The sequence below is a fragment of the Gordonia alkanivorans genome, assembly GCF_004011905.1.
GTDB classification, from domain to species: Bacteria; Actinomycetota; Actinomycetes; order Mycobacteriales; family Mycobacteriaceae; genus Gordonia; species Gordonia alkanivorans.
The window spans coordinates 711,609-736,408 of record NZ_CP027114.1 but is presented as its reverse complement, the minus strand read 5'-3'; the positions used below and the strand labels follow the sequence as shown (position 1 = coordinate 736,408).

At 67.6% G+C, this 24,800-nt stretch carries 25 protein-coding genes and 3 tRNA genes; 14 read left to right on the top strand and 14 right to left on the bottom strand.

Annotated elements, in window-relative coordinates; all coding sequences use genetic code 11:
• Positions 1 to 4: 4 nt before the first annotated feature.
• From glfT1 to C5O27_RS03465, 4 genes are read right to left on the bottom strand one after another with little or no spacing between them, the layout of a single operon-like run.
• Complete coding sequence (glfT1, locus tag C5O27_RS03480; RefSeq protein ID WP_127961921.1) at positions 5 to 922, bottom strand: galactofuranosyltransferase GlfT1; 918 nt, start codon at positions 920 to 922, stop codon at positions 5 to 7.
• On the bottom strand, positions 919 to 1,755 hold the full coding sequence (gene wzt, locus C5O27_RS03475; RefSeq protein WP_127961920.1) for a galactan export ABC transporter ATP-binding subunit Wzt/RfbE: 837 nt from the start codon (positions 1,753 to 1,755) through the stop codon (positions 919 to 921). The genes glfT1 and wzt overlap by 4 nt, the downstream gene beginning before the upstream one ends.
• Positions 1,756 to 1,766: 11 nt before the next feature.
• A complete protein-coding gene (wzm, locus tag C5O27_RS03470; protein WP_006358744.1) occupies positions 1,767 to 2,630 on the bottom strand; it encodes a galactan export ABC transporter permease subunit Wzm/RfbD in 864 nt (287 codons plus the stop codon).
• Positions 2,631 to 2,657: 27 nt separating this feature from the next.
• Positions 2,658 to 3,215, bottom strand: a complete 558-nt coding sequence (locus C5O27_RS03465) for a bacterial proteasome activator family protein (RefSeq protein ID WP_006358743.1) — start codon at positions 3,213 to 3,215, stop codon at positions 2,658 to 2,660.
• 115 nt (positions 3,216 to 3,330) lie between these two features.
• Between C5O27_RS03465 and C5O27_RS03460 the strand changes: the two genes are divergently transcribed.
• Both C5O27_RS03460 and C5O27_RS03455 read left to right on the top strand, forming a co-directional pair.
• Positions 3,331 to 4,527, top strand: a complete 1,197-nt coding sequence (locus C5O27_RS03460) for a cysteine desulfurase-like protein (protein ID WP_035754467.1) — start codon at positions 3,331 to 3,333, stop codon at positions 4,525 to 4,527.
• Positions 4,528 to 4,602: 75 nt separating this feature from the next.
• Positions 4,603 to 5,103: a MarR family winged helix-turn-helix transcriptional regulator gene (locus C5O27_RS03455; RefSeq protein ID WP_208651416.1), complete on the top strand. Its 501-nt coding sequence runs from the start codon at positions 4,603 to 4,605 to the stop codon at positions 5,101 to 5,103.
• A gap of 1 nt (position 5,104) precedes the next feature.
• Here C5O27_RS03455 and C5O27_RS03450 read toward each other — a convergent pair whose 3' ends face one another.
• Positions 5,105 to 6,073 carry an NAD(P)H-quinone oxidoreductase gene (locus C5O27_RS03450; RefSeq protein WP_035754307.1) on the bottom strand — a complete coding sequence of 323 codons (969 nt, stop codon included), beginning with the start codon at positions 6,071 to 6,073 and terminating at the stop codon, positions 5,105 to 5,107.
• 100 nt (positions 6,074 to 6,173) lie between these two features.
• Here C5O27_RS03450 and C5O27_RS03445 point away from each other — a divergent pair, with 100 nt between their 5' ends.
• From C5O27_RS03445 to C5O27_RS03425, 5 genes are all read left to right on the top strand, one after another.
• On the top strand, positions 6,174 to 6,323 hold the full coding sequence (locus C5O27_RS03445; RefSeq protein WP_006358739.1) for a hypothetical protein: 150 nt from the start codon (positions 6,174 to 6,176) through the stop codon (positions 6,321 to 6,323).
• Positions 6,324 to 6,408: 85 nt separating this feature from the next.
• Positions 6,409 to 6,496: transfer RNA gene (locus C5O27_RS03440), tRNA-Ser, on the top strand.
• Between the two features lie 74 nt (positions 6,497 to 6,570).
• A complete protein-coding gene (locus tag C5O27_RS03435; protein WP_127961919.1) occupies positions 6,571 to 7,344 on the top strand; it encodes an SGNH/GDSL hydrolase family protein in 774 nt (257 codons plus the stop codon).
• On the top strand, positions 7,337 to 8,275 hold the full coding sequence (locus C5O27_RS03430) for an exodeoxyribonuclease III (protein ID WP_006358737.1): 939 nt from the start codon (positions 7,337 to 7,339) through the stop codon (positions 8,273 to 8,275). The genes C5O27_RS03435 and C5O27_RS03430 overlap by 8 nt, the downstream gene beginning before the upstream one ends.
• A 13-nt stretch (positions 8,276 to 8,288) precedes the next feature.
• Positions 8,289 to 9,518 carry a multidrug effflux MFS transporter gene (locus C5O27_RS03425; RefSeq protein ID WP_127961918.1) on the top strand — a complete coding sequence of 410 codons (1,230 nt, stop codon included), beginning with the start codon at positions 8,289 to 8,291 and terminating at the stop codon, positions 9,516 to 9,518.
• 99 nt (positions 9,519 to 9,617) lie between these two features.
• Here the strand turns inward: C5O27_RS03425 and C5O27_RS03420 are convergent, their stop codons facing one another.
• The gene (locus tag C5O27_RS03420) at positions 9,618 to 10,433 is read right to left on the bottom strand and encodes a class I SAM-dependent methyltransferase (protein WP_127961917.1); all 816 of its coding nucleotides are present in this window, start codon (positions 10,431 to 10,433) and stop codon (positions 9,618 to 9,620) included.
• A gap of 176 nt (positions 10,434 to 10,609) precedes the next feature.
• On the opposite strand from C5O27_RS03420, the gene C5O27_RS03415 reads away from it, so the two are divergent.
• Positions 10,610 to 11,284: a winged helix-turn-helix transcriptional regulator gene (locus C5O27_RS03415; RefSeq protein WP_127961916.1), complete on the top strand. Its 675-nt coding sequence runs from the start codon at positions 10,610 to 10,612 to the stop codon at positions 11,282 to 11,284.
• A 1-nt stretch (position 11,285) separates the two neighbouring features.
• On the opposite strand, the gene C5O27_RS03410 is transcribed toward C5O27_RS03415, so the two are convergent.
• From C5O27_RS03410 to C5O27_RS03395, 4 genes are all read right to left on the bottom strand, one after another.
• Positions 11,286 to 12,269 (bottom strand): alpha/beta hydrolase, encoded by a 984-nt coding sequence (locus tag C5O27_RS03410; RefSeq protein ID WP_127961915.1) that lies wholly within the window; start codon positions 12,267 to 12,269, stop codon positions 11,286 to 11,288.
• 121 nt (positions 12,270 to 12,390) lie between these two features.
• Positions 12,391 to 13,191, bottom strand: a complete 801-nt coding sequence (locus C5O27_RS03405; RefSeq protein ID WP_035754319.1) for an ABC transporter permease subunit — start codon at positions 13,189 to 13,191, stop codon at positions 12,391 to 12,393.
• Positions 13,188 to 14,102: an ABC transporter ATP-binding protein gene (locus C5O27_RS03400; protein ID WP_127961914.1), complete on the bottom strand. Its 915-nt coding sequence runs from the start codon at positions 14,100 to 14,102 to the stop codon at positions 13,188 to 13,190. Before C5O27_RS03400 ends, C5O27_RS03405 begins: the two co-directional genes overlap by 4 nt.
• A gap of 7 nt (positions 14,103 to 14,109) precedes the next feature.
• Positions 14,110 to 15,207 (bottom strand): magnesium transporter CorA family protein, encoded by a 1,098-nt coding sequence (locus C5O27_RS03395; RefSeq protein ID WP_127961913.1) that lies wholly within the window; start codon positions 15,205 to 15,207, stop codon positions 14,110 to 14,112.
• Positions 15,208 to 15,355: 148 nt separating this feature from the next.
• On the opposite strand from C5O27_RS03395, the gene C5O27_RS03390 reads away from it, so the two are divergent.
• The gene (locus tag C5O27_RS03390) at positions 15,356 to 16,591 is read left to right on the top strand and encodes a hypothetical protein (protein ID WP_127961912.1); all 1,236 of its coding nucleotides are present in this window, start codon (positions 15,356 to 15,358) and stop codon (positions 16,589 to 16,591) included.
• Here C5O27_RS03390 and C5O27_RS03385 read toward each other — a convergent pair.
• Complete coding sequence (locus tag C5O27_RS03385) at positions 16,565 to 17,044, bottom strand: acyl-CoA thioesterase (RefSeq protein WP_006358728.1); 480 nt, start codon at positions 17,042 to 17,044, stop codon at positions 16,565 to 16,567. The genes C5O27_RS03390 and C5O27_RS03385 overlap by 27 nt on opposite strands.
• A 241-nt stretch (positions 17,045 to 17,285) precedes the next feature.
• Between C5O27_RS03385 and C5O27_RS03380 the strand changes: the two genes are divergently transcribed.
• Entirely contained in the window at positions 17,286 to 18,239 is a 954-nt protein-coding gene (locus C5O27_RS03380; protein WP_244216583.1) for an alpha/beta hydrolase, read from the top strand.
• On the opposite strand, the gene hisC is transcribed toward C5O27_RS03380, so the two are convergent.
• Positions 18,236 to 19,303 carry a histidinol-phosphate transaminase gene (gene hisC, locus C5O27_RS03375; RefSeq protein WP_006358725.1) on the bottom strand — a complete coding sequence of 356 codons (1,068 nt, stop codon included), beginning with the start codon at positions 19,301 to 19,303 and terminating at the stop codon, positions 18,236 to 18,238. The genes C5O27_RS03380 and hisC overlap by 4 nt on opposite strands.
• A 117-nt stretch (positions 19,304 to 19,420) precedes the next feature.
• Between hisC and C5O27_RS03370 the strand changes: the two genes are divergently transcribed.
• Together C5O27_RS03370 and C5O27_RS03365 are read left to right on the top strand one after the other, a co-directional pair.
• Positions 19,421 to 19,512: transfer RNA gene (locus tag C5O27_RS03370), tRNA-Ser, on the top strand.
• A gap of 36 nt (positions 19,513 to 19,548) precedes the next feature.
• A tRNA-Arg gene (locus tag C5O27_RS03365) sits at positions 19,549 to 19,621 on the top strand.
• A 61-nt stretch (positions 19,622 to 19,682) separates the two neighbouring features.
• Here C5O27_RS03365 and helR read toward each other — a convergent pair.
• Positions 19,683 to 21,863, bottom strand: a complete 2,181-nt coding sequence (gene helR, locus C5O27_RS03360; protein WP_084813222.1) for an RNA polymerase recycling motor ATPase HelR — start codon at positions 21,861 to 21,863, stop codon at positions 19,683 to 19,685.
• 485 nt (positions 21,864 to 22,348) lie between these two features.
• On the opposite strand from helR, the gene C5O27_RS03355 reads away from it, so the two are divergent.
• On the top strand, positions 22,349 to 23,095 hold the full coding sequence (locus C5O27_RS03355; RefSeq protein ID WP_035754333.1) for a hypothetical protein: 747 nt from the start codon (positions 22,349 to 22,351) through the stop codon (positions 23,093 to 23,095).
• Positions 23,096 to 23,146: 51 nt separating this feature from the next.
• Positions 23,147 to 23,797, top strand: a complete 651-nt coding sequence (locus C5O27_RS03350; protein ID WP_035754335.1) for a putative glycolipid-binding domain-containing protein — start codon at positions 23,147 to 23,149, stop codon at positions 23,795 to 23,797.
• Positions 23,798 to 23,824: 27 nt separating this feature from the next.
• Here the strand turns inward: C5O27_RS03350 and C5O27_RS03345 are convergent, their stop codons facing one another.
• Entirely contained in the window at positions 23,825 to 24,799 is a 975-nt protein-coding gene (locus tag C5O27_RS03345; RefSeq protein WP_035754337.1) for a prephenate dehydrogenase, read from the bottom strand.
• Position 24,800: the final 1 nt, after the last annotated feature.

Sequence of the window (24,800 nt, the reverse complement as noted above, 5' to 3'; positions counted from 1 at the left end):
CGACTCAGGGCCTTGTGAACCGCTCCCGACGACCCAATCCGCGCAGTCGTACCCACTCGGCGAACGCCTTCGGGTCACGTTGCTGCACAAGGAAGAACCAGCCGAAGCGGGCGTACTCCTGGGGGAGCAGCCTGCGCATACCGGGCTGGCTCATGAGGTAGCCGCGGTTGCGGTAGGTGAAATAGCGCTTGGTGTCGTTGTCCGGGTACTGGGTGTGCATGCGGCCACCCAGGATCGGGCGGAACTCCGCGGAACCGTCCGGATGCAGGTAGCCGGCTCGCAGGCAGGTACCGAACTTCACCCCGGAGCGAACCAGACGGCGGTGCACCTCGACCTCGTCGCCGCGGAAGAACAACCGGAGATCGGGGACGCCGACCTGCTCGAGGCATTTCGCCGAGAACAGCGCGCCGTTGAACAGCGACGCGATGCCGGGCAGGAGATCGTCAGACTGGGCCTCACCGTCGGCGAACAGCTCGGATCGCTTACGGCGCCACACGAGTCCCCGTCGCAGCGGGAAGGCAAGGGTGTCCGGGTCGTCGAGGTTGGCGACCACCGGCGACACCTCGTCGAGGTCGTGACGCTTCGCGCAGTCGAGCAGCGTCGCGAGCACCGACGATCCGTCGGGCCGGCCGTCGTCGTCGGCGCACCAGACCCAGTCGGCGCCGAGCGCGAGTGCGTGCAGCATGCCCAGCGCAAAACCGCCGGCACCGCCGAGGTTGCGCTGCGACCCCAGGTACGTGGTGGGAACAGGCTGAGACGCAACGAGTTCGGCGACCGCGGGTTCGTCGGCGTTGTCGACGACGATGAGGTGGTCGACGGGCCGGTCCTGACCGGACACCACCGCGAGGGATTCGGCGAGCAGTTCGACGCGACGGTGGGTCACCACCACCGCGATCACCTTCTCCGGCCGGGAACCGCTCACTCGGAAGCCTTCTGCGAATCGGCCTGGACCTGGGCGATCACCTTGCGGACGTGGGCTGCGGCGCCCGGGCCCTCATAGGCCTCGACGACCTCTTCGATGCCGCCCTCCATGCGGACCTCACCCTTGTCGATCCACAGCGCGCGATCGCAGAGCTGGGCGAGGAACTCGTTGGAGTGGCTGGCGAAGACCAGGATTCCGGAACGCTCGACGAGCGCCTGCAGACGACCACGCGCCTTCTTCATGAAGTCGGCATCGACCGCGCCGATGCCCTCGTCGAGGATGAGGATCTCCGGGTCGATCGACGTCACGACGCCGAGTGCGATGCGGACGCGCATACCGGTGGAGTAGGTGCGCAGCGGCATCTGCAGGTAGTCGCCGAGTTCGGTGAACTCTGCGATGTCGTCGATCTTCTTCAGCATCTCCTTGCGGGTCATGCCCAGGAACATGCCGCGGATGATGATGTTCTCGTAGCCCGAGATCTCGGGGTCCATGCCGACGCCGAGATCGAAGACCGGGGCGACGCGACCATGCACCCGGCAGGCGCCGCGGGTCGGTTCGTAGATACCCGACAGCAGGCGCAGCAGCGTCGACTTGCCGGCGCCGTTGTGGCCGACGAGACCGATGCGGTCGCCGTGTTTGAGGTGCAGGTTGATGTTCTTGAGAGCCTCGACGACCACCACGTTCGACGCGTTGGATCCGATGACACCGCCGGCGGCGCCGATGACGGACTTCTTCAGCGAACGCGTCTTGGCGTCGAAGATCGGGAAGTCGACGCAGGCATCCCACGTGTCGACGCGGACCCGGTTGTCCTCGAGGGTGTTGTTTCTGGCCATCAGTTGAGTCCCTACACCCAGTACGCCACGCGGGCGCGATAGTTGCGCATCACCAGCATGCCCAGAACCCAGCCGACGGCGGTGCATCCGAGGACGACGGCCCAGTGGTAGAACTCCACCGGTTCGCCGAGCAGCGGTCCGCGCGCGATCTCGAGGTAATGGAACATCGGGTTCAGCTCGACCAGCTTCAGCCGCGACGACGTCTCGCCGGTCGCGCTGCTCAGGCTCGACGTCGTCCAGATGATCGGCGTCATGAAGAACACCAGCTGCACCGCGGTGGTCAGGAGCTGACCGATGTCGCGGAAGCGGGTGGACAGGATACCGAAGACGATCGTCACCCACACCGCGTTCAGCACGTACAGGCCGATGGCCGGGACGATGAGGAACACGGTCCAGTTCAGCGGCGGTGTGAAGATCGCGAAGATGATCACGATGATCACCACGTTGTGCGCGAAGATGATCAGCGACCGCCACACGACCCGGTAGACGTGGACGCTGACCGGGGCCGGGAGCTGTTTGATCAGGCCTTCGTTCTTCGCGAACACCTCCGCGCCGTCGAGGATCGAGGTCTGGATGAAGTTCCAGAAGATGAAGCCCAGCGCGACGTACGGCAGGAACACCTTGATGTCCATGCCGAACAGTTCGCCGTACAGCAGGCCCATCGCGGTCGCGGTGACGCCGGTGGCGATGGTGATCCAGAGCGGGCCCAGCACCGACCGGCGATACCGCTGCCTGATGTCCTGCCAACCCAGATGGAACCACAGCTCGCGGCTGGCGAGACCGTCGCGGAGGTCCTTGACCGCACGCGCGAAGGTGCGTGACTCAGAACTCTCGGGACGCGCGGGTATCGCGTCGTCGTCTACTACCGCTGACACGAGGAGTCAGCGTACCCGCGCCGGGACTCAGAGGTACTGGCCGGTGCTGTGGCCAGGGCCACCGCCGGGTCCGGGCATGCCCGGGGGCAGTGCACCCTGACGCATCTGTTCGAGCTGGGCGCGGGCCGCCATCTGCTGGGCGAACAGTGCCGTCTGGATTCCGTGGAAGAGGCCTTCCAGCCAGCCGACGAGCTGGGCCTGCGCGATCCGCAGCTCGGCGTCGGACGGAGTCTGATCGTCGGAGAACGGCAGTGCGAGGCGCTCGAGCTCTTCGCGCAGCTCGGGCGCGAGGCCCTCTTCGAGTTCGCGGATCGACGACTCGTGGATCTCGCGTAACCGGTTGCGCGAGGCTTCGTCGAGAGGTGCGGCCCGCACCTCCTCGAGCAGCTGCTTGATCATCGTGCCGATCCGCATGACCTTGGCGGGCTGCTCGACCATGTCGGCGACGCTCGTCGACTCCGACGACTCGTCGCCGGATTTCGGGCCGTCCACGCCTGCGCCCACCACGATCACGTTCTCGGAGTCGCCGGCGCCGAAGGGGCTGCCGGGCGTCGAACCGGGTCCTGGAGTGCCATCGATTGCCATGGCTCCCATTGTGCCCATCCAGATCGACCGAGACCTCGCCGGGCGCGGATCGTTCGGGTACCGGCACTCACCAGAGGCGGTGAACGGCGCGAGTAAGGGCGTCTATCCTCGTGCCATGGCTTTCGACGTCGCCTATGTGCGTGGATTGATTCCATCGCTCGGCGACGGCTGGATTCACCTCGACCCTCAGGCGGGTATGCAGGTTCCGGATTCGGTCGCCACGGCGGTGACCACCAGCTTCCGTCATCTGGCGGCGGCTCCCGGTGGCGTGTACCCGTCGGCCCGCGCCTCCGCGGATGTCACCGACAGCGCTCGACGCGCGATCGCCGATCTCGTGGGCGGCGACGCCGCGGGCGTGGTCCTCGGTCCGTCGCGCTACTCGCTGCTGGCCTGCCTGGCCGAGGCGCTCTCCCCGCACGCGTTCCTGCGCGGCGATGTGGTGGTGACCCGGCAGGACGACGAGCCGAACATCGTTCCGTGGGTCCGCGCGGCCGAGCGGTATGCCGGTCGGATCAGGTGGGCCGAGGTCGACGTCGAGAGCGGTGCGCTGCCCGCCTGGCAGTTCGGTGATCTCATCACTCCGGAGACCGAGGTCGTCGCCGTGACCCTCGCCTCGTCGACGACGGGTGCCATCACCGACATCGGCGAGATCACGCCGCTGGTCCGCGAGGCGGGCGCGCTGTTCGTCGTCGACGCCACCAATGCCGCGCCGTACCTGTCGCTGGACATCCACGAGCTCGGGGCCGACGTCCTGGTGGTCTCCGCCGAACGCTGGGGCGGCCCGCGGATGTCGGCGATGGTGTTTCGCGAACCCCAGGTCATCGACCGGTTACGACTGATGTCGATGGACCCGGGCGCCAAGGGGCCGGCACGACTCGAACCGGAACCCCACCAGGGGTCGATGCTCGCCGGACTGGTGGCCTCGGTCGAACACATCGCGGGACTGGACGAGGATGGCATCGGAAAACGCCGGCGCCGTCTGATCACGTCCCTCGACGGCGTCTACGAGTACCTGCAGCGGCTGACCTATTACCTGGTCACGACGCTGACCCAGCTCAATCACGTCAATGTGGTCGGCACCGAGGAGAACCGGGTGCCGCTGGTGAGCTTCACCGTTGACGGGGTGAGCGCCGACAAGGTGGTGCGTCGCCTCGCCGACAACGGGGTGTGTGCGCTTGCCGACGTCCCTCACCGAGCGCTGGTGCGGATGGGCGCACCCGAGTTCGGGGGTGCCGTCACCGTGGGTCTCGCACCGTATTCGACGCCGTACGAGGTGGACCACCTGGTCCGGACCCTGGGTTCACTCGCCTGAACAGAGGACAGCGCAACCCCGCACGGTATTCACTATTGCGCGTCCCGAATTAACAACAATGTATGTTGCCCTGTTGTGTCGGGAAACAAGGATGATCGAGCATCAGGTCCTCCGCGGTCACTCACCTCTGCCGAGGCCGAGAGTTGGTTCTACCTCGTCGACGGTGGATGGGCGTTGTTCGCGCGCGTCAACGACGAGTTCGTAAGGCGCGGCCTGTCGCTGTCGGACCTGCGCATCCTCGAGGCGATCTCGCAATCGCCGAAGCTGGGTGTCAGCGAGGTGGCCGACACCGTGCACATGCGCGTCAGCACCGTGTCGCGCATGATCGCGCGACTCAGCGAGGTCGGCGACGTCGAACGACTCGAGTCGAAGGCGGGCGGGCGCCATCGACTTGTTCACCTCACCGATCAGGGCCGCGAGACTCTTGCCACCCACGTCCATCTCCGCGACCGGGTCATCCGGAGGTTCGTCGTCGACGCGATGCGCCCGGATGAGTTCGCCTGTCTCGGGATCGCGTTCCGCAAGATCAAGGAGGCGGTCGCCGCCGCCGACGAGGAGTCGGCCCCCGCTCGCTGACCTACTCCACCGTCAGCAGGACCTTTCCGATGGCGTCACCGCTGTTGAGGTGGTCGTGCGCCGCGGCGGCGTCGGCCAGGGGGAAAGTGCGGTCGACGACCGGCTCGACCTTCCCGGCTTCGATCAACGGCCACGTGCGGGCCATGGTCGCCGCGACCACCTCGGCCTTGCCGCCCGGCCCGTGAACGGGACGGGCGCGCAGCGTCGTGCCCATCACCGACAGCCGCTTGGCCAGCAGCAGGCCGATCGGGAGTTCGGCTTTCGTGCCGCCCTGCATCCCGATGATCACCAGACGTCCGTCGGTGCTCAACGCCTTGATGTTCGACGACAGGTACTTGGCGCCGATGATGTCGAGGATCACGTCGGCGCCGCCGTTGTCCTTGAGGATCTGGGCGAAATCGTCTCGCGTGTAGTCGATCAGGATCTCGGCGCCGTATTCGCGGCACCGGTCGAGCTTGGCCTGGGTGCGGGCGGTGACCGCGACCCGGGCGCCCATCGCATGCGCGAGTTGTGTCGCATGGGTGCCGATGCCGCTCGATCCGCCGTGGATGAGAAGCAGCTCGCCCGTGCTCAGGTGCGCGGTGTCGAAGACGTTCGACGACACGGTGCACGCGACCTCGGGGAGCGCGGCCGCCGACACCAGGTCGACGCCACGCGGGACCTGCATGACCTGCTCGGCGGGAACCGCGACCTTCTCCGCGTAGCCGCCGCCGGCCAGGAGTGCGCACACCTCGTCGCCCACCGCCCAACCGGACACCTGGTCACCGAGCGCGGAGATCCGGCCGGACACCTCGAGACCGAGCGTCTCCGAGGCACCGGGCGGCGGCGGGTAGTTCCCGGCTCGCTGGAGGATGTCGGCACGGTTGACACCGGCCGCGACCACGTCGATCACCACCTCACCGGCAGCCGGCGACGGGTCGGGCACGTCCTGCACGGACAGGTTCTCGGATTCGACGACGATGGCTTTCACCCTGTCGATGGTTCCACATGGGGCACCAGAACCACGGTGTCCCGCGACGTCCCGGGCCGAACCGGTGTTCACTCGGCTTCGGTGGGCGGACAATGGGCTCATGTCCACTCTGTTCTGGATCATCATCACCGTGGTTGCCATCGGCACGATCGCAGGCGGGTTGCTGCGCATGCAGGCCTGGCTGCGGAAGCCGGCTCCACCCGAGGTGATCGAAGCGGCGCGGCGGGAGCGCGAAGCCGAGGAGGACTGACTCGGAGCCGCCTACCACCAGATCAGCGCGGCGCAATGGGGTGCTGACGGCCGATGTCCGTGTTTGACGTACTCTTGCTGGTCAGGGAAGCGTGGCAGAGCGGCCGAATGCACTCGCCTTGAAAGCGAGCGTGGGTAAAACCACCGGGGGTTCAAATCCCTCCGCTTCCGCCAGGATCGCCGTGTGGCGCCTTCGCGAATCTGTACGTGAGGCACGACACGGCACGCGGCGTCCTAAGATCTTCGCCGTGCAGTTCTCGAGGTTCGTCGCCATCGGTGACAGTCAGACGGAGGGTCTGGGAGACCCGCACCCGGAGTACGAATTCCGCGGGTGGGCCGATCGCCTCGCCGAGCGGATGGCGGTACTCAACCCGGATCTGCAGTACGCCAATCTGGCGATCCGTGGGAAGCGGACGCGGCAGGTTCTCGAGGATCAGCTCGAACCGGCGCTCGCTCTCGAACCGGATCTCGTCGCCGCACCGCTCGGTATGAACGACGTGATCGGCCGCTCTGACCTCACCCAGGTGCGCGCCGACCTCGATGCGATCTATCGGCGACTCGCCGATTCGGATGTCACGGTGGTCGTCTCGACCTTCCCGAACATCGTCCGCACCATCCCGTTCGCCGCCCGAAAAGAGCACCGGTTGCTGGAGCTGAACGCGATGAATCGCGAGTTCGCCGCGACCTACGGTTTTATCCTCGTCGACCTCCACGCCGCACCGGTGTTGACGGACCCGCGATCGTGGTCGTCGGACCGCCTGCACGCCTCGCCGTTCGGGCATGAGAGGTTTGCCGACGCTGCCGCGCATGCCCTCGGTCTCCCCGACGCGACCGACGACTGGGGCAATCCGCTGCCACCCGCACCGGTTTCGCATCCGGTGGCCGCCCTCGTTCGCGACACCCGGTGGGCGGTCGAGTTCTTCACGCCGTGGCTCATACGCAAGCTCCGCGGGGTCTCCCTCGGCGACGGCCGCGATCCCAAGCGGCCGTCACTCACCTCGATCGTCGTTCGGGATGTCTGAGGTCGAGGGAGCCGGATTCACCGTTGCGTCGTTCAACGTCAACGGGATTCGGGCGGCACGTCGGCGCGGCTTCGACGTCTGGCTGGCACAGCGCGATCCCGATGTCGTGGGCCTGCAGGAGTTGCGGTGCGGCATCGACGATGTCGGTGAGTTCGCCGGTTACACCGCGGCAGTCGACGTCGGCACGATCCCGGGACGAAACGGCGTGGCGATCCTGACCCGCACCGCGCCCGCCGCAGTGCGTACCTGGCTGACGCATCCACCGAAGGCGCTCGGGCTGAACGCTTTCGCGCTCGAAGGGCGGTATGTCGAGGTCGATCTGGCCGACCGGCCCCTCACCGTCGCGAACATCTACCTACCCAAGGGCGGTCTGCCCGCGGAGTTGCAGCGGCCCGGTTCGATGCGGGAGAAGCCCGATGGCGGCACCAAACATGCACGCAAACAACGGTTCTTGGCGGCGTTCGCCCGCGAACTGCAGCGCAGCCGGCTCGCGGCACGCCGCGCCGGGCGGGAGTTCCTTCTTCTCGGCGACCTCAACGTCGCCCACCTCGAACACGACGTCACCAACTGGCGTGCGGCCCGCAAGATGGAGGGCTTCCTGCCCGAGGAACGAGAGTGGTTCGGTGAGATCACCGGGTCGCGCCGGCTCGTCGACGTGGTGCGTGCGTTGCACGGCGACCGGCCGGGCCCGCTCACCTGGTGGAGCTGGGCGGGGGAGTCCTTCGTCAAGGACGTCGGGTGGCGCATCGACCACCATCTCGCGACACCCGGGCTCGCGCGTCGGGCGCGGTGGGTCGAGGTCGACAAGGAACCGACGCCGGATGTCCGGCTCTCCGACCACGCGCCCCTCGTCGTCGAATACGCCGAGGTCAACGACGGGGAGAAGGGGTCGTCAGACGGTCCGCGACCCGCAGGTACTCAGCTGGGCTGATGATCTCCCGCCGGTGACAAGCTCTGCTCCGACCACCCGCGACGGCCTGGGTGCGCGCCTCCTGTTCACTCTGGCGCTCCTGTCGGCGACCGCACCGATCGCGACCGATCTGTACCTGCCCTCGTTCATCGACGTCCAGGACGCTCTGCACACGGACGCCACGCACGTGCAGTTGACGCTGACCGCGTTCCTGATCGGTGTGGGTGTCGGCCAGGTCATCTGGGGTCCGATCTCGGACCGGTTCGGTCGGCGTCTCCCGCTGATCATCGGCTCTGCCGGCGCAGTCATCGCCGGTGTGGTGGTGGTCGCGGCACCGAACATCGAGGTGCTGATCGGCGCCCGGTTCGTGCAGGCGCTCGCGGCGGCGTCCGGCATGGTCATCGCCCGCGCCGTCATCGCCGATCTCCTCCGCGGACTCGCCGGCGCCCGGTCGATGACGCTGATGATGAGTATCCAGAGTCTCGCACCGGTCATCGCACCGCTCGTGGGAGGTGTTCTCGCAGGACATGTTCCGTGGCGCGGCATCCTCGCGGTGATCCTGGCTACGGCCGTATTGCAGCTGATCGGTGCGGTGACCTCGGTGCCGGAGACCCTGCCGCAGGAGCGTCGTGCACCGCGACTTCGGTTCGGGGACCTACTCGGTCGGCTGAAGCGCCCGGCGTTCATGGCCTACGTACTGACGCAGGCCTTCGCGTTCGGCGCGCTGATGGCCTACATCTCGAGCTCGTCATTCGTGTACCAGAACGTCATCGGAACGTCGGAGCTGGTGTACGGCTGCGCCTTTGCGGTCAACGCGCTGGGGATGATGGGTGGAGGACTGATCTCGTCGAGGCTGGCGCGTCGGCAGGTCCATCCCGCGACGACCATCAAGCGCAGTCTTCCCGTGTTGATCCTCGCCGCGTGCGGGGTGCTCGGCGCGGCGGTGTCGTCGGTGCCGGTCCTGCTGGTTGTCCCGCTGTTTGTCCTCGCCACGGCCATCGGCTTCATCTTCGGCAACGCGGCCGCCCTGGCCATGGAGCACACCCACGACGCTGCGGGCGCCGGCAGCGCCGTGCTCGGCGGGATCATGTTCCTCGTGGGTGGCGCGTTGTCCCCGCTGGGCGGCCTCGCCGGCGACCACACCGCGGTGCCGATGGCCTGCCTCATGATCGTCTCGTCGATCCTCACCGCGGTCTGCTTCGTGGTCGGCCGGCGCTACGTCGCGCGCAACCCGCAATCGGAGGCGGCGTTCGCGCGCGCGTGACCCGCGCCCGGGCACAATCGCTGGTTCCGGCCAGAAGCGCCAGCCGGAAGTGGTGCATCTGAAGGGAAGTCGCGATTGTGCCACGCGGCGGGGGCGGGCTCACACGACGGTGAGCACAGCCTGCAGGTACTCCCACTCCATGCGGCCGTCGGTGATGTGCCGGTCGGCGAGCTCGGCGATGGCGGTGTCGAGTTCGGCGACGCGCGTCGGGTCGTCGGCAATGTTGCGGAAGGTCACGATCGTCGGGCCGTAGTGGGCCTTGAAGAAGTCCCGGAAGGCGGCGCCGTCGGGGAACTTGTCGATCTCCACCGTCGTGGTGGTGAACCGGTGATCGGTCACGCGGCCGTCGAACAGCGATCGCACATGGTCGGTGCTGCCCCACAGCGGTCCGGGCTGTGCTCCGGGAGGTGGCGGCGGTGCATACGGCTTCATGACGCCGAACAGTTCGCCGATGAAACCCGTTGGCGTCCAGTTGATCAGGCCGATCCTGCCGCCGGTATGGACGACGCGGACGAGTTCGTCGGCGCACCGCTGGTGGTTGGGTGCGAACATGACGCCGACGCAGGAGGTCGCGATGTCGAAGTCGTCATCGTCGAACGGGAGGTCCTCGGCATCGGCGGTGCGCCAGGTGATGCCGAGATCCTTGTGCCGCGCCTCGCCGGTCTCCAGCAGCTCGGGGGTGAGGTCGGTGGCGACGACGTGCCCACCGGCCCGAGCTGCCGGCACCGCGACGTTGCCGGCGCCGGCGGCGACGTCGAGAACCTTGTCGCCGGACCGGATGTACAGCGCGTCGACGAGTCGCCGGCCCAGCGGGGCGATCAGATCGGCGACGGCGGGATAGTCGCCCGCTGCCCAGAGCTTGCGGTGGCGCGCCTTGATCTCGGCGTCGAACGGGGTGGGCTGGGTGGTGGTCATGATGGGGACTCCTCGTCGTGGTCGTGTCGGGGTTCGTTTGCGGACACCACGAGCTTCCGCCGTCGGGACGACTTCCCTCTAGACCAACATCTGTACCGGTTCCGGTTCACATTCTGTACTGGTCATCGACGTGCCGCGGGTGTGTACTGGGATTCAACGACGCAAGGGAGGATGCGATGACGTCGTATGGACAGTTCTGCCCGGTCGCCAAGGCCATGGAGCTCCTGGATGAACGCTGGACGATCCTGATCGTCCGCGAAATGCTCTTGGGCAGCCGTCATTTCAACGAACTACGACGCGGCGTACCGAAGATGTCGCCGGCGCTGCTCACCAAGCGGCTCCGCAGTTTGGAACGAGCCGGGGTCATTCGGCGTTCGGACATCGGTGGTCGTTCGGTGTACTCACTGACCGACATGGGCCAGGAGCTGACCACTGTGGTGGAGGCGTTGAGCCAGTGGGGGATTCGCTGGGTCGGAGAACTCGGAGACGCCGACCTCGACCCTCACCTGCTGATGTGGGACATGCGCCGCACCATCGCCGTCGAACGATGGCCACGGCTACGGACCATGGTGCAGTTCAGGTTTCGCGATGTCATCGGTAGGTCGGGCACCTGGTGGCTCGTCGTGTCGGGCGACGACGCGCAGGTGTGCGATTTCGATCCCGGTTACGAGGTCGACGCCACCATCGTGACCGATTTGAGAACCCTGACCGAGATCTGGCGCGGCGACATCGACTGGCGGTACGCGCTCAGCGCCGATCGAGCCGAGGTCCACGCCCCGGCGGAGATCGCCCGCGAGATCCCGTCGTGGATCGGGCAGAGCCTCTCGGCGGCCATCCCGCGTCCCGCGTGAATCAGCGCAGTCCGATCGAGCGCATCAGGATCGGCCAGGACACAGCCAGTTCGTCCTTCCAGTAGCCCCACTTGTGGGTGCCGCTGGGTCGCAGGTTGGAGGTGTAGGGGATGCCGAGTTGCTTCAAGCGGTTGCTCATCTGTCCGGTGCAGGTCCAGCTGCCGAACTCGCCGATCATGCCCTGGAAGGTCTCGTCGATCGGGTCGGAGAGCAGGTTGTTGTACTTCCCGGGGAGGCCGTTTCCCGACGACATGTAGATGGTCTTGCCGCGCAGCTCCTCCGCGTTCACGTAGGGATCGTGGGCGCTCCACTCTGGGTCGCCCATCGGGCCCCACATGTTGTTCGCGTTGCCGCCGCCGCGGCTCACGTCCCATCGGGTGAGCAGCTGGTTCTGGGGGCTCGAGATGTTGGCGCAGTCGCTGTACCCGGCCACCCCGCGGTACAGCGCGGGGCGTCGGGTGGCGAGGGTCAGGGCCGCGACCCCGCCCATAGACGCCCCGGCGATGGCGTTGCGACCGTTGCCGCCGAACTCCTCGTCGATAAGCGGGGGCAGTTCCTCGGTCAGGAACGTCTCGTACATGTACTTCTTGCCGACGCCGGGATCGACTGCGCGCCAATCGGTGTAGTAGCTGTGCGGATCGCCGACCGGCGTCACGACGTTGAGCTTCTCGCCCGCGGCCAGCTGCTGCAGGTTCGTCATCGCGTACCAGCCGGACTCCTCGTCGTGTGCTTCGGCGCCGTCGAGCATGTACAGCGTCGGTCGCGTGGTGTCCCCGGCCGGATGCTGGACGTCGACGGTGATCTCGCGACCCATCGACGGCGACCAGATCTTGAGGCGCTCGCGTCCGTCGAAGGCGGTGGTCGAGACGATGCGGGCGGTGTCCTGGTCGGCGACAGCGGACGGGACTCCCGGGGTGAGTGTCAGCGCGACGAGTGACACCCCGACCGCCACCAGTGCCCCGGTCAGCGTTCGGTGTCGTCGCATGCGGCATCCCCTCGTCGTGGGTCGAGTAACCCGTCGAGTATGGGGCAGATGTGACGGATGGGACAGGTGTTGTGACCGGATTGCAACGACGGGCTCGGCATACGCCCCGTTGATGCGGGAGCTAAGCGATGTCGCGTCGCAGCGTGGTGTACCGCCCGATCACCGCGAACGCGGCGATGTACACCAGCATCACGAGAGCACCGGCCCACTGCGGGAGCAGATCCCCGGCGCCCTCACCCATGCTGGCGTAGAAGCTCGTGCCGACCAGGGCGTCGGCCGCCGACCCGGGCAGGAACTTCGACACCGACGTGGTGGCGTCGAAGGAGGCCAGCGCGATCCGGGCGATCGGTTCGACGAGCTGGGTGAACGCCAGCAGGATGACGATCGAGGCGACCTGATTGGAGACCACCGCCCCGAAGGCGACGCCCAGCGCCGTCCACAACACCATCACGAGCATCGACAGGACGATGACCTCGATGGTCGACGTGTCGCCGAGGAAGGCGCCGTCCCCGAGGAGCGCGAGGACCGGCGCGGCGGTCGCCACCACCGCGAGCGTGCCGAGGATGCCGTACAGCGCGCCGATCGGGATGCCCGCGATCAACTTGGCCACCAACAGGATTCCGCGTCGCGGCTCCACCAGGAGGCTGGCGGTGATGGTCTTGTGCCGGAACTCGCCGGTCACCGCCAAGCTGCCGATCACCAGCGCGAAGACATATCCGATCGGTGAGGTCAGTGCGTAGATCGACCGCGCGAGGTCGCCACCCGAGAGCAGCACCGGCTGATTCATCGCATCGTCAGCGGTCATCGAAAAGGCAAGGACGGCACCGATGAACGCCAGGTATCCGACCATCGCGATGAGCAGCACCCACCACATCCTGGTGGAGACGAACTTGCGGTATTCCGCGACCAGCGCCGCCTTCATCGCACAGCTCCCATCGACGGCGTGGCCGAACCGGTCAGTTGCAGGAAGACGGTCTCGAGATCGGCTCCGGCGTCGGTGAGTTCGTGCAACTCGATCCCGGCGCCGAATGCCGCGGAGCCGACGGTCGCGGTGTCGACGCCGTGGATGCGGAACCCCCCGGGGGCGTCCTCGATTCGCCAGTGGCGTTCGCGCGCCAGGGCCACAAACGACGCGGGGCTCGGCGTGCGGACCCCGACCGCGTGAACCGCGAGGTCCTCGAACTCGGTCAGGGTGGACGCGCGGACGAGTCGACCGTTGCTGATGACCACCACGTCGTCGACGGTGCTGCGTACCTCTGCCAGAACGTGACTCGACAAGAGCACCGTGCGCCCCTCGTGGGCCAGCGATCGAAGGAGTCCGCGCAACCAGACGATGCCCTGGGGATCGAGACCGTTAGCCGGTTCGTCGAGCAGGATGACCCCCGGGTCGCCGAGAAGTGCGGTGGCCAGCCCGAGTCGCTGGCGCATGCCCATCGAGTAGCCACCGACCCGACGGTCCACGGCCCCGGTGAGTCCGACGAAGTCCAGTAACTCCCGGCACCGTGTGGTGGACACTCCGACCTGCGGTGCCAGGGCCTCGAGGTGCCCGAGTCCGGTGCGGCCCGGGTGGAAGCTCGACGCCTCCAGCGCCGCCCCGACTTGCTGTGCGGGCAGACGGATCTGCCGGTACGGGCGGTCACCGATGAGTGCTCGTCCCGCCGTCGGCTCGACGAGCCCCAGCAGCATTCGCAGGGTGGTCGTCTTGCCCGAACCATTCGGTCCGAGGAAACCCGTCACGCGCCCCGGCGCGACCGTGAAGGACAAGTCGTCGACCGCGGTGACCGCACCGAAGCGCTTGGTCAATCCATCGATCGTGATGGCGGGGGAGTTCAACGTCGGGTCACAACCAATCGCGGCGTCGGAAGGTGATGTAGAGGCCGAGCACGATTACAACTATCAGAGAGATGCTCATGATGAAGCCGGAGGTGGCGAGATACCCCGGATACGGCACATTCTGTCCGTAGAAACCGGTGATGGCCGTCGGAATCGCGATGATCGCGGCCCAGGCCGTCAGCTTCTTCATCACCGTGTTCAGCCGCGCGTCGGCGAGCGTCAGGTTCGTCTCGAAGACGGTCGTGATCATGTCCCGCAACGACTCCGTCCACTCGGACGCGCGGAGGGCGTGGTCGTACAGATCCGAGAAGTGGGGATCGAGTTCGGGCGGCGCGTGGTTCTCGAGACGGCGCCGCTGGATGCCGGCGATCACCTCACGCATCGGCAGGACCACCCGCCGCAGCACGACCAGGTCCTTGCGCAGATCGTAGGTGCGGCGCTGGAGTTCCCGGCCCGGGACCCGTTCGTCGAAGAGCAGTGCCTCGAGGTCCTCGATCTCGTCGTCGAGTCGCTGGACCGCGTCGAAATGTCCGTCGACCACGACGTCGAGCAGGCCGTGGACGAGCGCGCCCATGCCGTGTTGCGTCGCGCCGCTCTCCGACCAGCGCCGGACCACCTCGTCCATGTCGAAGTCCGGGGTCGGGCGCACAGTGATCAGAACGTTCCGTTTGACGAAGATCGAGATCCGGTGCAGGTCGAACATGCGGGCGCGCCCGTCCGACGACGCCCGGAAGTCGGTCCCCGACGCGTTCTCCGCGACGTCGTCGGACGTGGTCTCACCGGCGGCGCCGTCGTGCAGGACGATCGCGTAGACCATGACGAACGTGTGGCCGGAGTACATGACCGTCTTCACGCGTTCGGCCGCCGCGACGGTGTCCTCGACCGCGAAGGGATCGAGGTCGAGCTCGGCGGCGACCCTCGACAGGGTCTCGTGGGTGGGGCATTCGAGGTCGGCCCAGATGAGGGTGTCGGGATCGTCGGTGTCGAGGCAGTCCGAGATCGCGTCGATGTCGAAGCCGTCCACGGCTTCGCCTTCGCGCCAGAGCTGGCCGCGTACCCGCTCGTTCGCGTGCCGTTCGGTACCGGCCTCGGCGGAATCGGTCATGCCCACATCGTGACAGCACGAACGCCTCGGGCGAGCCCGGGTGAGGAGATCGCGGTCACCCCGGCGTGTCGGAAACCGCGGGTAGCATCGAAATCGGTGTTTGCGGAAACGGGGGCGCACCGATTCTCCCAGGTAAGGCGGCAATGGCATGGTCGAGAACGGCTCGAGAGGGCAGAGGCGGATGCCTGCGCGCAGCAGCGAGCAGATCCGCGAGTGGTGCGACCGGTCGGCACTGCCGGGTGAGCGTCGCGAACTGTCCGACACTGCCGCGCTGCTCGTCGCGGCCGGTTACCTGACTCCCGGGGGCCGCGCGATCGTGGTGCGCAGGATCTCCACCGGCCGCCCGATGCCGACGGTCCCCGCCGGGTTCGGCGACCTGCGCCGCCTGCAGCGCGCGATCGTCCAGCTCGAACACCAGCTGTCCAACCCGGTCGTCCCGAGCGTCGTCGGCGCCGTCATGCGCAACCGGCTGAACGGTCTCCAACGTCGCCGCGACGACGCCCGGAAGCACATCGTGACCGCCAAGGGCGTCCTCGCCTCGGGAACGCGCGCGATCCGTCGCGAGCGTCGCGAGAACATCTACCTCGAGATCGAGGAACGCGAGCGGCTCTTCTCCGGCCTGCTGTGCACGCCGACCCCCAACGTCAACTCCTCGGGCTATGTCCGACGCGCGGGCACGGCGGCCATCGACCGCATCGCCGGCGTCGTCGGACAGGTCGCCGCGAAGTCGGGCAACCCGCAGGCCGGGCAGTGGGCCGATCAGCTCCTGACCACCAGCCGCGACGCGGCACAGGCCGGCGCCCCGCGATCGGCGACCTTCGTCGACGGTTACGAGACACTGCTGTTCATCGCGGGCCACTATTACGACCGCATCGTCGGCAACCCCGCGTGGCGTTCGGACCACTTCGAAGTGCAGCGCACCCAGGTCAACCTCCACGCCGAGCTGGCCGAGATCGCCGCCGACGTGATCGGCCTGCGAGCTGTTCGCATCGACCTCGACCGCGCGAAGCGCAACGGCGGATTCGACCGCACCTTCGCGGCCCAGATAGACCAGCGAGAGACGACGCTCCGCCCGGTGTGGAGTGAACTCATCGATCGCGTCCAGGCACTCGGCGAGGTCGCGCACGTCGTCGAGTCGGCCGCCGTCGAACTCCAGGTGCTCGCCGAATACAACAAGGCGATGACGTTGGACGACCGCATCGACGCGCTGATCGCGCGTTCGGGAGATCGGGAGATCTCGGTCGACAACACCATGCGTCTCACCGAGCAGGTGCGCAGCGGCGAAGAGCAGCTTCGGATCTACCGGGATGTGTTGCAGGGCAACATCGCCCGGATATCACCGGCCGTACCGCGGGAGCTACCGGCTCGCTACGAGCCGTCGTGACCAGGCCTTGAGGTAGTCCTTCTCGCCGGGGCTGAGACGCCGGAGAGTGTGTTTCTCCACGTCGACGACGGCCATCTGGGTGCTCGCCACACACGCCGGGCGGCTCACCGGGTCGGCATGTGCACCGCGGATCTCGTAGCCGATGGTGAAGTCGACCGACCGGAAGTTCTTGATCCACATGCCGATTCGCAGTGGCGAGTCGTCGTGTCTGAGTTGGGCCTGGTACCGGATGTCGACGTGGACGATCATCGCGCTGGTGATCAGCGGGGTGTACTCCTCGCCGGCGCTCAGGAGCCAGGCGATGCGCGCCTCCTCCATGAGGGTGACCATGCGCGCGTGGTTGACGTGCCCGAAGGCATCCATGTCCGACCACCGGACCCCGACCTCCGCGACGAACGCGTACGCGGAGTCGTCGAGCCCGCCGTCCTCGAGACCGGTCTTCGCTGCGTTCATCGTGACTTTCGCTCGGGGACAGAGATTGTGTGGCGATTGGTATCGGATCGGCCACTTCCGCGGCGTCTCGCCCTGCCGACCAGCAGGTAGTCTGACAGTCTAGATGTCCGCCACGTGTCCGGTTGTCCGGTGCGGTGCAGTTACATGACGAACGGTGACTTCCGGTGCGGTCGGGGTTTTGCCGGGTAGGGAGTTTGACGTGATTTCGAGGCGCTTGATCGCGGGCCTTGCCAGTGTGCTGATGACGGCTGCATTGACCCCGGTGGTGGCCCACGCGGCACCGCGGACGACCGAGCCGAAACCCGTCGCACGTATCGCCAAGACCGTGAAGATGAGTGCCCTGCGCACCGATGTATGGGTGTACTCCCCGGCCATGAAGGACCGCATCCGCGTGTCCGTCCTGACCCCGCCGGGGGCGACGGGTCCGCGATCGACGGTGTACATGCTCGACGGTGCCGGCAACTACAAGGACGTGAGCGACTGGATCACCAAGGGCCGTGCCGGCCGGTTCTTCGCCGACAAGAACGTCAACGTGGTGCTCCCCGCCGGAGCGTCGGGCACCTTCTACACCGACTGGAAGCGCAAGGACGCGAAGCTCGGCAAGCCGATGTGGGAGACGTTCCTGACCAAGGAGCTGCCCCCGCTCGTCGACGAGCGGTTCAACGGCAACGGGCGCAACGCGATCATCGGTCTGTCGATGGGCGGGCAGGCGGCGTTCGCGCTCACCGTCCGGAACCCGGCGATGTACACCGGCGTCGCGTCGCTCAGCGGCTGTCCGCCGGTGTCGGGGCCGTTCAACGAGGCGTATGTGCGCTCGACGGTCGGCCGTGACGGCGGCGACGCGACCAACATGTGGGGACCGTTCGGCTCGGCCGGATGGCGCGCTCACGACCCGACTCACCATCTGGACAAACTCCGCGGGAAGAACATCTTCCTCTCCGCCGGGTCCGGGGCCATCGGTCCCCTGGACCTGCAGCGCCGGATCGACCCCGAAGAGGGCACCCGCGACGTCGTGACGGCTTCGTCGTCCGCGCTCGAACTGGGTGCCTACCGCTGCTCCCTCGAGTTCGCGGTCACCCTGCGCGCCGCACGCATCCCGTACACCGACGGCTTCCGGCTCATCGGTACCCACACCTGGGGTTACTGGGAGCGCGACCTCGAGGTCGCGTGGCCGACCATCGCGCGCGGTCTCTAGGCGCGGGGTCCGCCCCAGTTCTCGGCGAACGCCAAGAAGACGTCACCTTCGACGGCGTTGGTGACGGTCACGCGCACACCGTCACCGTCGAACGGTCGGATCACCACACCGGCGTCGACGCCGGCCCGCGCGAACTCCATCGCCGCGTCGCCCAGATCGAGCCAGACGAAGTTCGCTTGCGATTCGGGCACTCGGTAGCCGGCGGCCCGTAGCCGCTCGGTCACGCGGGCACGTTCGGCGACCACGGCGTCGGTCCGTGCGACGAGCTCGTCCGCGGCCTCGAGGCTCGCGAGCGCGGCCGCCTGGGCGACGCTGCTCACCGAGAAGGGCACGTGGACCTTGCCGAGCGCAGTGATGACCTCGGGGTCGGCGATCGCGTAACCGACGCGGAGACCGGCGAGGCCGTACGCCTTGGAGAAGGTGCGCAAGATCACGAGATTCGGGAACTCGCGACGCAGTTCGAGTGCGTCGTAGGCCTGGCTCTCCGGCAGGCGCAGGTACTCGAAGTACGCCTCGTCGAGCACGACGAGGATGTCCGACGGCACCTGCTGCAGGAACGCGCGGAGGTCGGCCGCCTCGACGACGGTGCCGGTCGGGTTGTTCGGATTGCACACGAACATCAACCGGGTCCGGTCGGTGACAGCCGCAGCCATCGCGTCGAGGTCGTAGGTGAGGTCGCCGGTAAGCGGCACCTGCACCGGCGTCGCCCCCGCCACACGCGTGGCCAGCGGGTAGGTCTCGAACGACCGCCAGCCGAAGACCACCTCGTCGCCGGGGCCGCTGGTGATGGTGATGAGGTTCTGGCAGAGGATCACCGATCCGCAGCCCACCTGGACCTCGTCCTCGGTGACGCCGAGTTTCTTCGCGAGCGCTGCGGTGAGTTCGACGATGCCGTTGTCGGGGTAGCGGTTGACTCCGGCCGCGGCTGCGGCGATGGCGTCGACGACGCTCGGCAACGGACCCTCGGTGACCTCGTTGCTCGCGAGCTTCACGGCCCCGGGAAACGTCTTGCCCGGAACGTAGACGGGAAGGGTGTCGAGATCGGGGCGGATTCGCAGGCTCACCAGACCAATGTAGGCCGACCCGTCAGAGGGGCAAAAACCGGCTCTGACCAAACGGTTTGCTTGTGGACGCGGCGGGTGTGTAATCTTTCGTCCGGCAGTTCGAAAGGACTCCGCCAAGGAGGCGTGCCAGAGCGGCCGAATGGGACTCACTGCTAATGAGTTGTCTCGCTAAAACGGGACCGGAGGTTCAAATCCTCTCGCCTCCGCCACCGCAGTCGGCCGACGGCGGTACAACTGAATAACACGCGCCCGTAGCTCAACGGATAGAGCATCTGACTACGGATCAGAAGGTTTGGGGTTCGAATCCCTACGGGCGCACAGAAAGTGAACCCGCCACCGGCTCCCGGTGGCGGGTTCATTCGTCGGCGACGAACGTGATCTACGTGTCTGTGGTGAGCACCACCAATTCGTTCGTCGCCCGCGTCATCGCCACATACCGATCCACGGCACCTTCGATCCCCTCGCCGAACGACTCCGGATCGACGAGCACCACGAGATCGAACTCGAGCCCCTTGGCGAGGGTCGGGGTCAACGACCGGACCCGCTCGTTCTCGGCGAAGCCCGGGTCGCCGATGACGCAGACCAGTCCTTCGTCATGCGCGGACAACCATTCGTCGACGACCCCCGCGAGCTCGGATCGTCGTCCGTAACGGACGGGCAAGCCGGTGCGGCGTACCGAGGTCGGGACGTTGGCGTCGGGCAGCGCGGCGCGGATGACCGGTTCCGCGGCGCCCATGATCTCCTCGGGCGTGCGGTAGTTGATGGTCAGCCCCGCCAGGGCGACGTCGCCGAACCCGACCCGCCGCAACCTCTCCGACCACGACTCGGTGAATCCGTGACGGGCTTGTGCACGGTCGCCGACCACCGTGAAGCTCTTCGACGGGCAGCGGTCGAGGAGCATCTGCCACTGCGCGTCGGTCAGCTCCTGCGCCTCGTCGACGACGATGTGCGCGAATGGTCCGGCCAGCGGGTCCGCGGTGCCGGTGTCGGCCACGACGCCGTCGTCGAGCGCGTTGCGCAGATCCTCCCCGCGGAGCATGGTCATGAGGCCCTCGCCGTCGTCGTGCACCCCGGCTGCGATCAGGTCGTCGACCACCTGGTTCATGCGATCGCGCTCGGCCGCGACGGTCGCCCGACGGTGGCGTCTGCGCAGGGCGGCTTCGGGGTCCCCGACCCTGCGTCGCGCAGCGTCGAGCAGCGGGAGGTCGGCGTCGGTCCAGGCGTCGGGGATGTCGCGCTGTAGGGCACGCACCTCGTCAGGTGTCAGCCACGGCGCACACCGGCGCAGATAGGCGGGCACCGACCACAGATCGCCGACGATGTCCGCCGGTTGCAGAACCGGCCACGCGCGATTGAATGCCGACGTGAGCTCGTGGTCGGTGGCGAGCGCACGCCGCAGTGCGCCGAAGGGAACATCGTCGTCGTGCTTCGAGGCGATGATCGAGACGAGTTCCTCCCACACCTCGTCCCGGCCGTCGTTGTGCGGCGTGCCGGGCTCGGGCACATCGAACGCCTCGGTCCAATCCGATGCAGTGAGAGTGACTTCGGCCCAGGGCGTTTCGACGACAAGCGGCGTCGTCGGTGGTTGCTCGTAGAACTCCACCGCCGGCTCGACAGCCCCGACCATCCGCGCCGACGACTTCAGTCGTGCCACGCGATCGTCGGATTCCATTGTCGCCGAATCCCCTTCGACGACGAGATCGGAGAGCGTGCACGTCTGCACGCTCTCCTCGCCGAGGCTCGGCAGCACATCGGCGACGTAGGCGAGGTACGGGCGATGCGGACCGACGATGAGGAGCCCTCCGCGGTTACCGGCGAGTCGAGGGTCGGCGTAGACGAGATAGGCCGCCCGATGGAGGGCCACCACCGTCTTGCCCGTCCCGGGGCCGCCGTCGACGACCAGCGCGCCGTGGGAGCCGGCACGGATGATCGCGTCCTGATCGGCGGCGATAGTGCCCAGCACGTCCCGCATCCGCGGCGAACGGACGGCGCCCAGGTCGGCGATGAATGCCGACTGGTCGTCGAGAGCTGCGTGACGATCAAGAGCAGCCGGGTCGTCGACAAAGACCTCATCCCAGTAGTCGGTGATCCGCCCTTGCGTCCAGCGGTAGCGGCGTCGACTGACCAGTCCTGCGGGATCACGCAGGGTCGCGGCGAAGAAAGGTGCCGCCACGGGTGTACGCCAGTCGACGAGAAGGGTTTGGCCGGCGGCATCGGTGAGACCGAGCCGGCCGATGTAGAGCACCTCACCGTCGGCGCCGACGATGCGCCCCAGGCAAGCCTCGAGGTCGAAGCGTTTCAGAGCCCGCACGCGGGACAGGGTCTCGTGAATCTCCAGATCCCGATCCAGGGCTCGACGTCCGCCGCCGCCATCGGATCGGCGAAGCGCCGCGATCCGGGAGTTCGCGTCGGCGATGCTCTCGGCGAGGCTCGTGGCGATCGAGGCGAAGTGTCGCTCGTCGTCGGCGATGAGAGCGGGGTCAGCCTTGACGGACAGCCTGGGCGGCAGGTCGAAGACAGTGCTGGGTTCAGGGGCGAGCGGGGCGGACGGCACGGACAAGGCGGCTCCGATGGTGCGATGCGGGTGGGACTTCCGGCAGGTGGGAAGGCGATTCTGCACCCGGTGGGGGCTTGCGGCAAGGCCCCGTCCAGCGCTTATGGTGAAGAGGGAAAAACTTTCGGACACCGAGCGGGTCACGGATGACGACGCGCCGGCGCCCATCTGTTGCACGCTGTTTCCAGTTGTGTGAAGGTGGCATCAGTTCACTCGGTGAACTATTTCGGCGGGGCCTGTCAGGGGGCTGCCGCCCCCAGATACTGGGGGTAGGGGCGGCAGCGCGGCATCGGTCGAGGACGCCTCGACCCCCAGAGGCCGGCTGTCCGCGCGTGGGAAGTCATTTCGAGAAGCAGCCGATTTCATTTGGTCAACCGGATCCGCGTCGGATCGAACCCCAAGCGACCTGTATTTCCGGACCGCGCGGGGTCACTACCATCGCGACCCGCCGTAAGGTCGAAGACAGACGACACTTCGACCGGAGGCCGACGATGGGACAGCCGTACGGCGGGCCGAACCGCGACGCCCGCGACCCGCGGGATCACGGCAACGATCCGTATACGCAGACATCCGCGTCGCCGCAGCTGTACCCGCCGCTCGGCTACGCCCCGGACGGCACCGCCCTGTTCACGCCTGGCCAGCCGACGAACACCGAACTCCGGATCGCCGAGCAGGCCGAACGCGAAGAGGCTCGGGCCGCCGCCGAGTCGACAGCCGGGGCGGACGACGAGTCCCGCATCCCGAAGGTGTCCACGACGTCGCTCATCGTCTGTCTCGGACTCGTCGTGCTGGTGGCGGTGGCGATCGTCGGGTTCAGCGGCATATTCCGGAACGAGCCCACCGAGCCGCCGCTCGCCGACCCGCCCACCACGATCGACACGGTCCCGCTTCCCCGCACGTTCGAGCCGCCGCGGCTGACCCCCGACGGTCCCGGCCGGTCGGCGCCCGGCGGACCCGATGAGCGCGTCAACCCGCAGGACAAGCCGGTGACCTACGAGGTCGCCATCGACGGCCAGGCGACCATCCTCTACGTCGACTCGATGGGCCTGCGGTCGGAGTTCGCGCCGTCGAATCCGTGGAGTGTCGAGTTCACCGGCAGCGACAATCCGTTGCGCCTGCTCGTGATCGCCGGGACGGGAAGCGGCGCCAAGTGCTCGATCACCGTCGACGGCGAGGTGGTCGTGGAGGACACCGTGACGGCGTCGTCGGCCCGACGCACCGCCTCCTGTATCGCCTGACCGGCGTCTCCACGGTCGTCCACTCGGTGGAGTGACCAGCACGTCCGATGTGTGATCGGTCCGTCGGCTCGCTACCGTAGACGTGTGAGTTCCCCGCAGACAGCCCCCGAGAGCGGGCAGTCCTCCGCCACCACGGACGAGTTCAAGACAGTGCTGACGTGGCGTGGTGAGGACACCGATCGACTCGAACAGGTGCGCCTGGTCGTCTCCGGCGCGCGCATGAAGGCCTACGGCCGGATCATCGCCGCCAAGACCGACGACCATGAGGCCTTCTCGGCGTCGTACGAATTGCAGACCACGGAGTCCGGCGTCACCAAACGCCTCACTGTGCACCTCATCTGCGAGGCGGGGGAGACCCAGTTCGGCATCACCCGCGACAACGAGGGCACCTGGCTCATCCGGCGCCCCGACGGCGAGATCATCCGGTCGGACTTCGACGGTGCCGAAGACGTCGACCTCGCCCTCTCGCCGATGTTCAACGCGCTTCCGCTGCGCCGCAAGGCATTGACCGAGGCAGACGGGGCCGTCGACGTCCCGGTCGTGTACATGTACCTGCCGAGCGGCGAGGTCAAGGCGGCCACGATGTCCTACACCGCCACCGCGAAGGGCATCGACCTCGTGTCGCCACTGGCCACCACGACCCTCACGCTCGATGACAACGGGTTCGTCACCGACTACCCGGGACTCGCCCGACGGGTCTAGCTAACCCACCCAGACCCGGCTGTAGGCCTAGCCCACCCAGACCCGCCCCTGGTGCGCCTGGCGGCGGAGTTCCTCCTGCCAGCCCGGCTCACCGATGGTCACCCCGCTGATCGGCTCCGGCTCGCCATCGTGCAGTCGCTCGTATGCGACGCGTGCGCGATGCCCGTCGTCGACCAGGATCTCCGCGGTCCCGTGGTCGCGCAGCTCGTCGCGCGCGGCGATCAGCCGGTCGATGGTCTCGCTGAGCACATTCAGGACGGCGATGCCGTTGGCCTCGATCATCGCCCGCTGCAGCGCGGGCGCGGTACCGGCTACCCGGGTGCCGTCGCGGAAACTGCCGGCCGCCAGACGCAGAGCCAGGTCGCTCTCGCCGGCACCCACAGCCGCGGTCGCGGCCGCCGTCAGATGCGGCATGTGCGAGATCGCGGCAACGGCACGGTCATGGGCGTCGGGCGCCACCGGCACGACCCGCGAACCCGCCAGCCGGGCGATCGACGCGACGGCCAGCCAGTCGTCGGCGTCGGTGTGATCGGTCGTGGTGACCGCCCACATCGCCCCCTGGAACAGCGTCGGATCGGTTGCCGACCAACCCGACCGGCTCGTCCCGGCCATCGGATGGCCGCCGACGTACCGCGCACCGGGATGCGCCCGCGCGATCACCTTCTCCACTTCCTGCTTGACGCTGATCACGTCGGTCAGTAACGCGCCGGGCGCATGTTCGGCGATGGCCGAGAGGATCGGCTCGATGGTCGTGACCGGCGTCGCCAGCACCACGACGGCACCCGTCTCGGCCGCCCGGCGCAGGGTGGCGACGAGATCTGTCGACGCCTGGTACCCGTCGGCGGTCGCTGCCTCGACGGTCGCCGACGAGCGGTTGTAGCCGAACGTCTCGTGGCCGGCGTCGTGCAGGACGCGCAGCAGCGAGCCGCCGATCAGACCCAGACCCAGCACGCACACCGGCGTCGTGGGCACAGAACGCGAGGACGACGAGTCAGCAGTCACG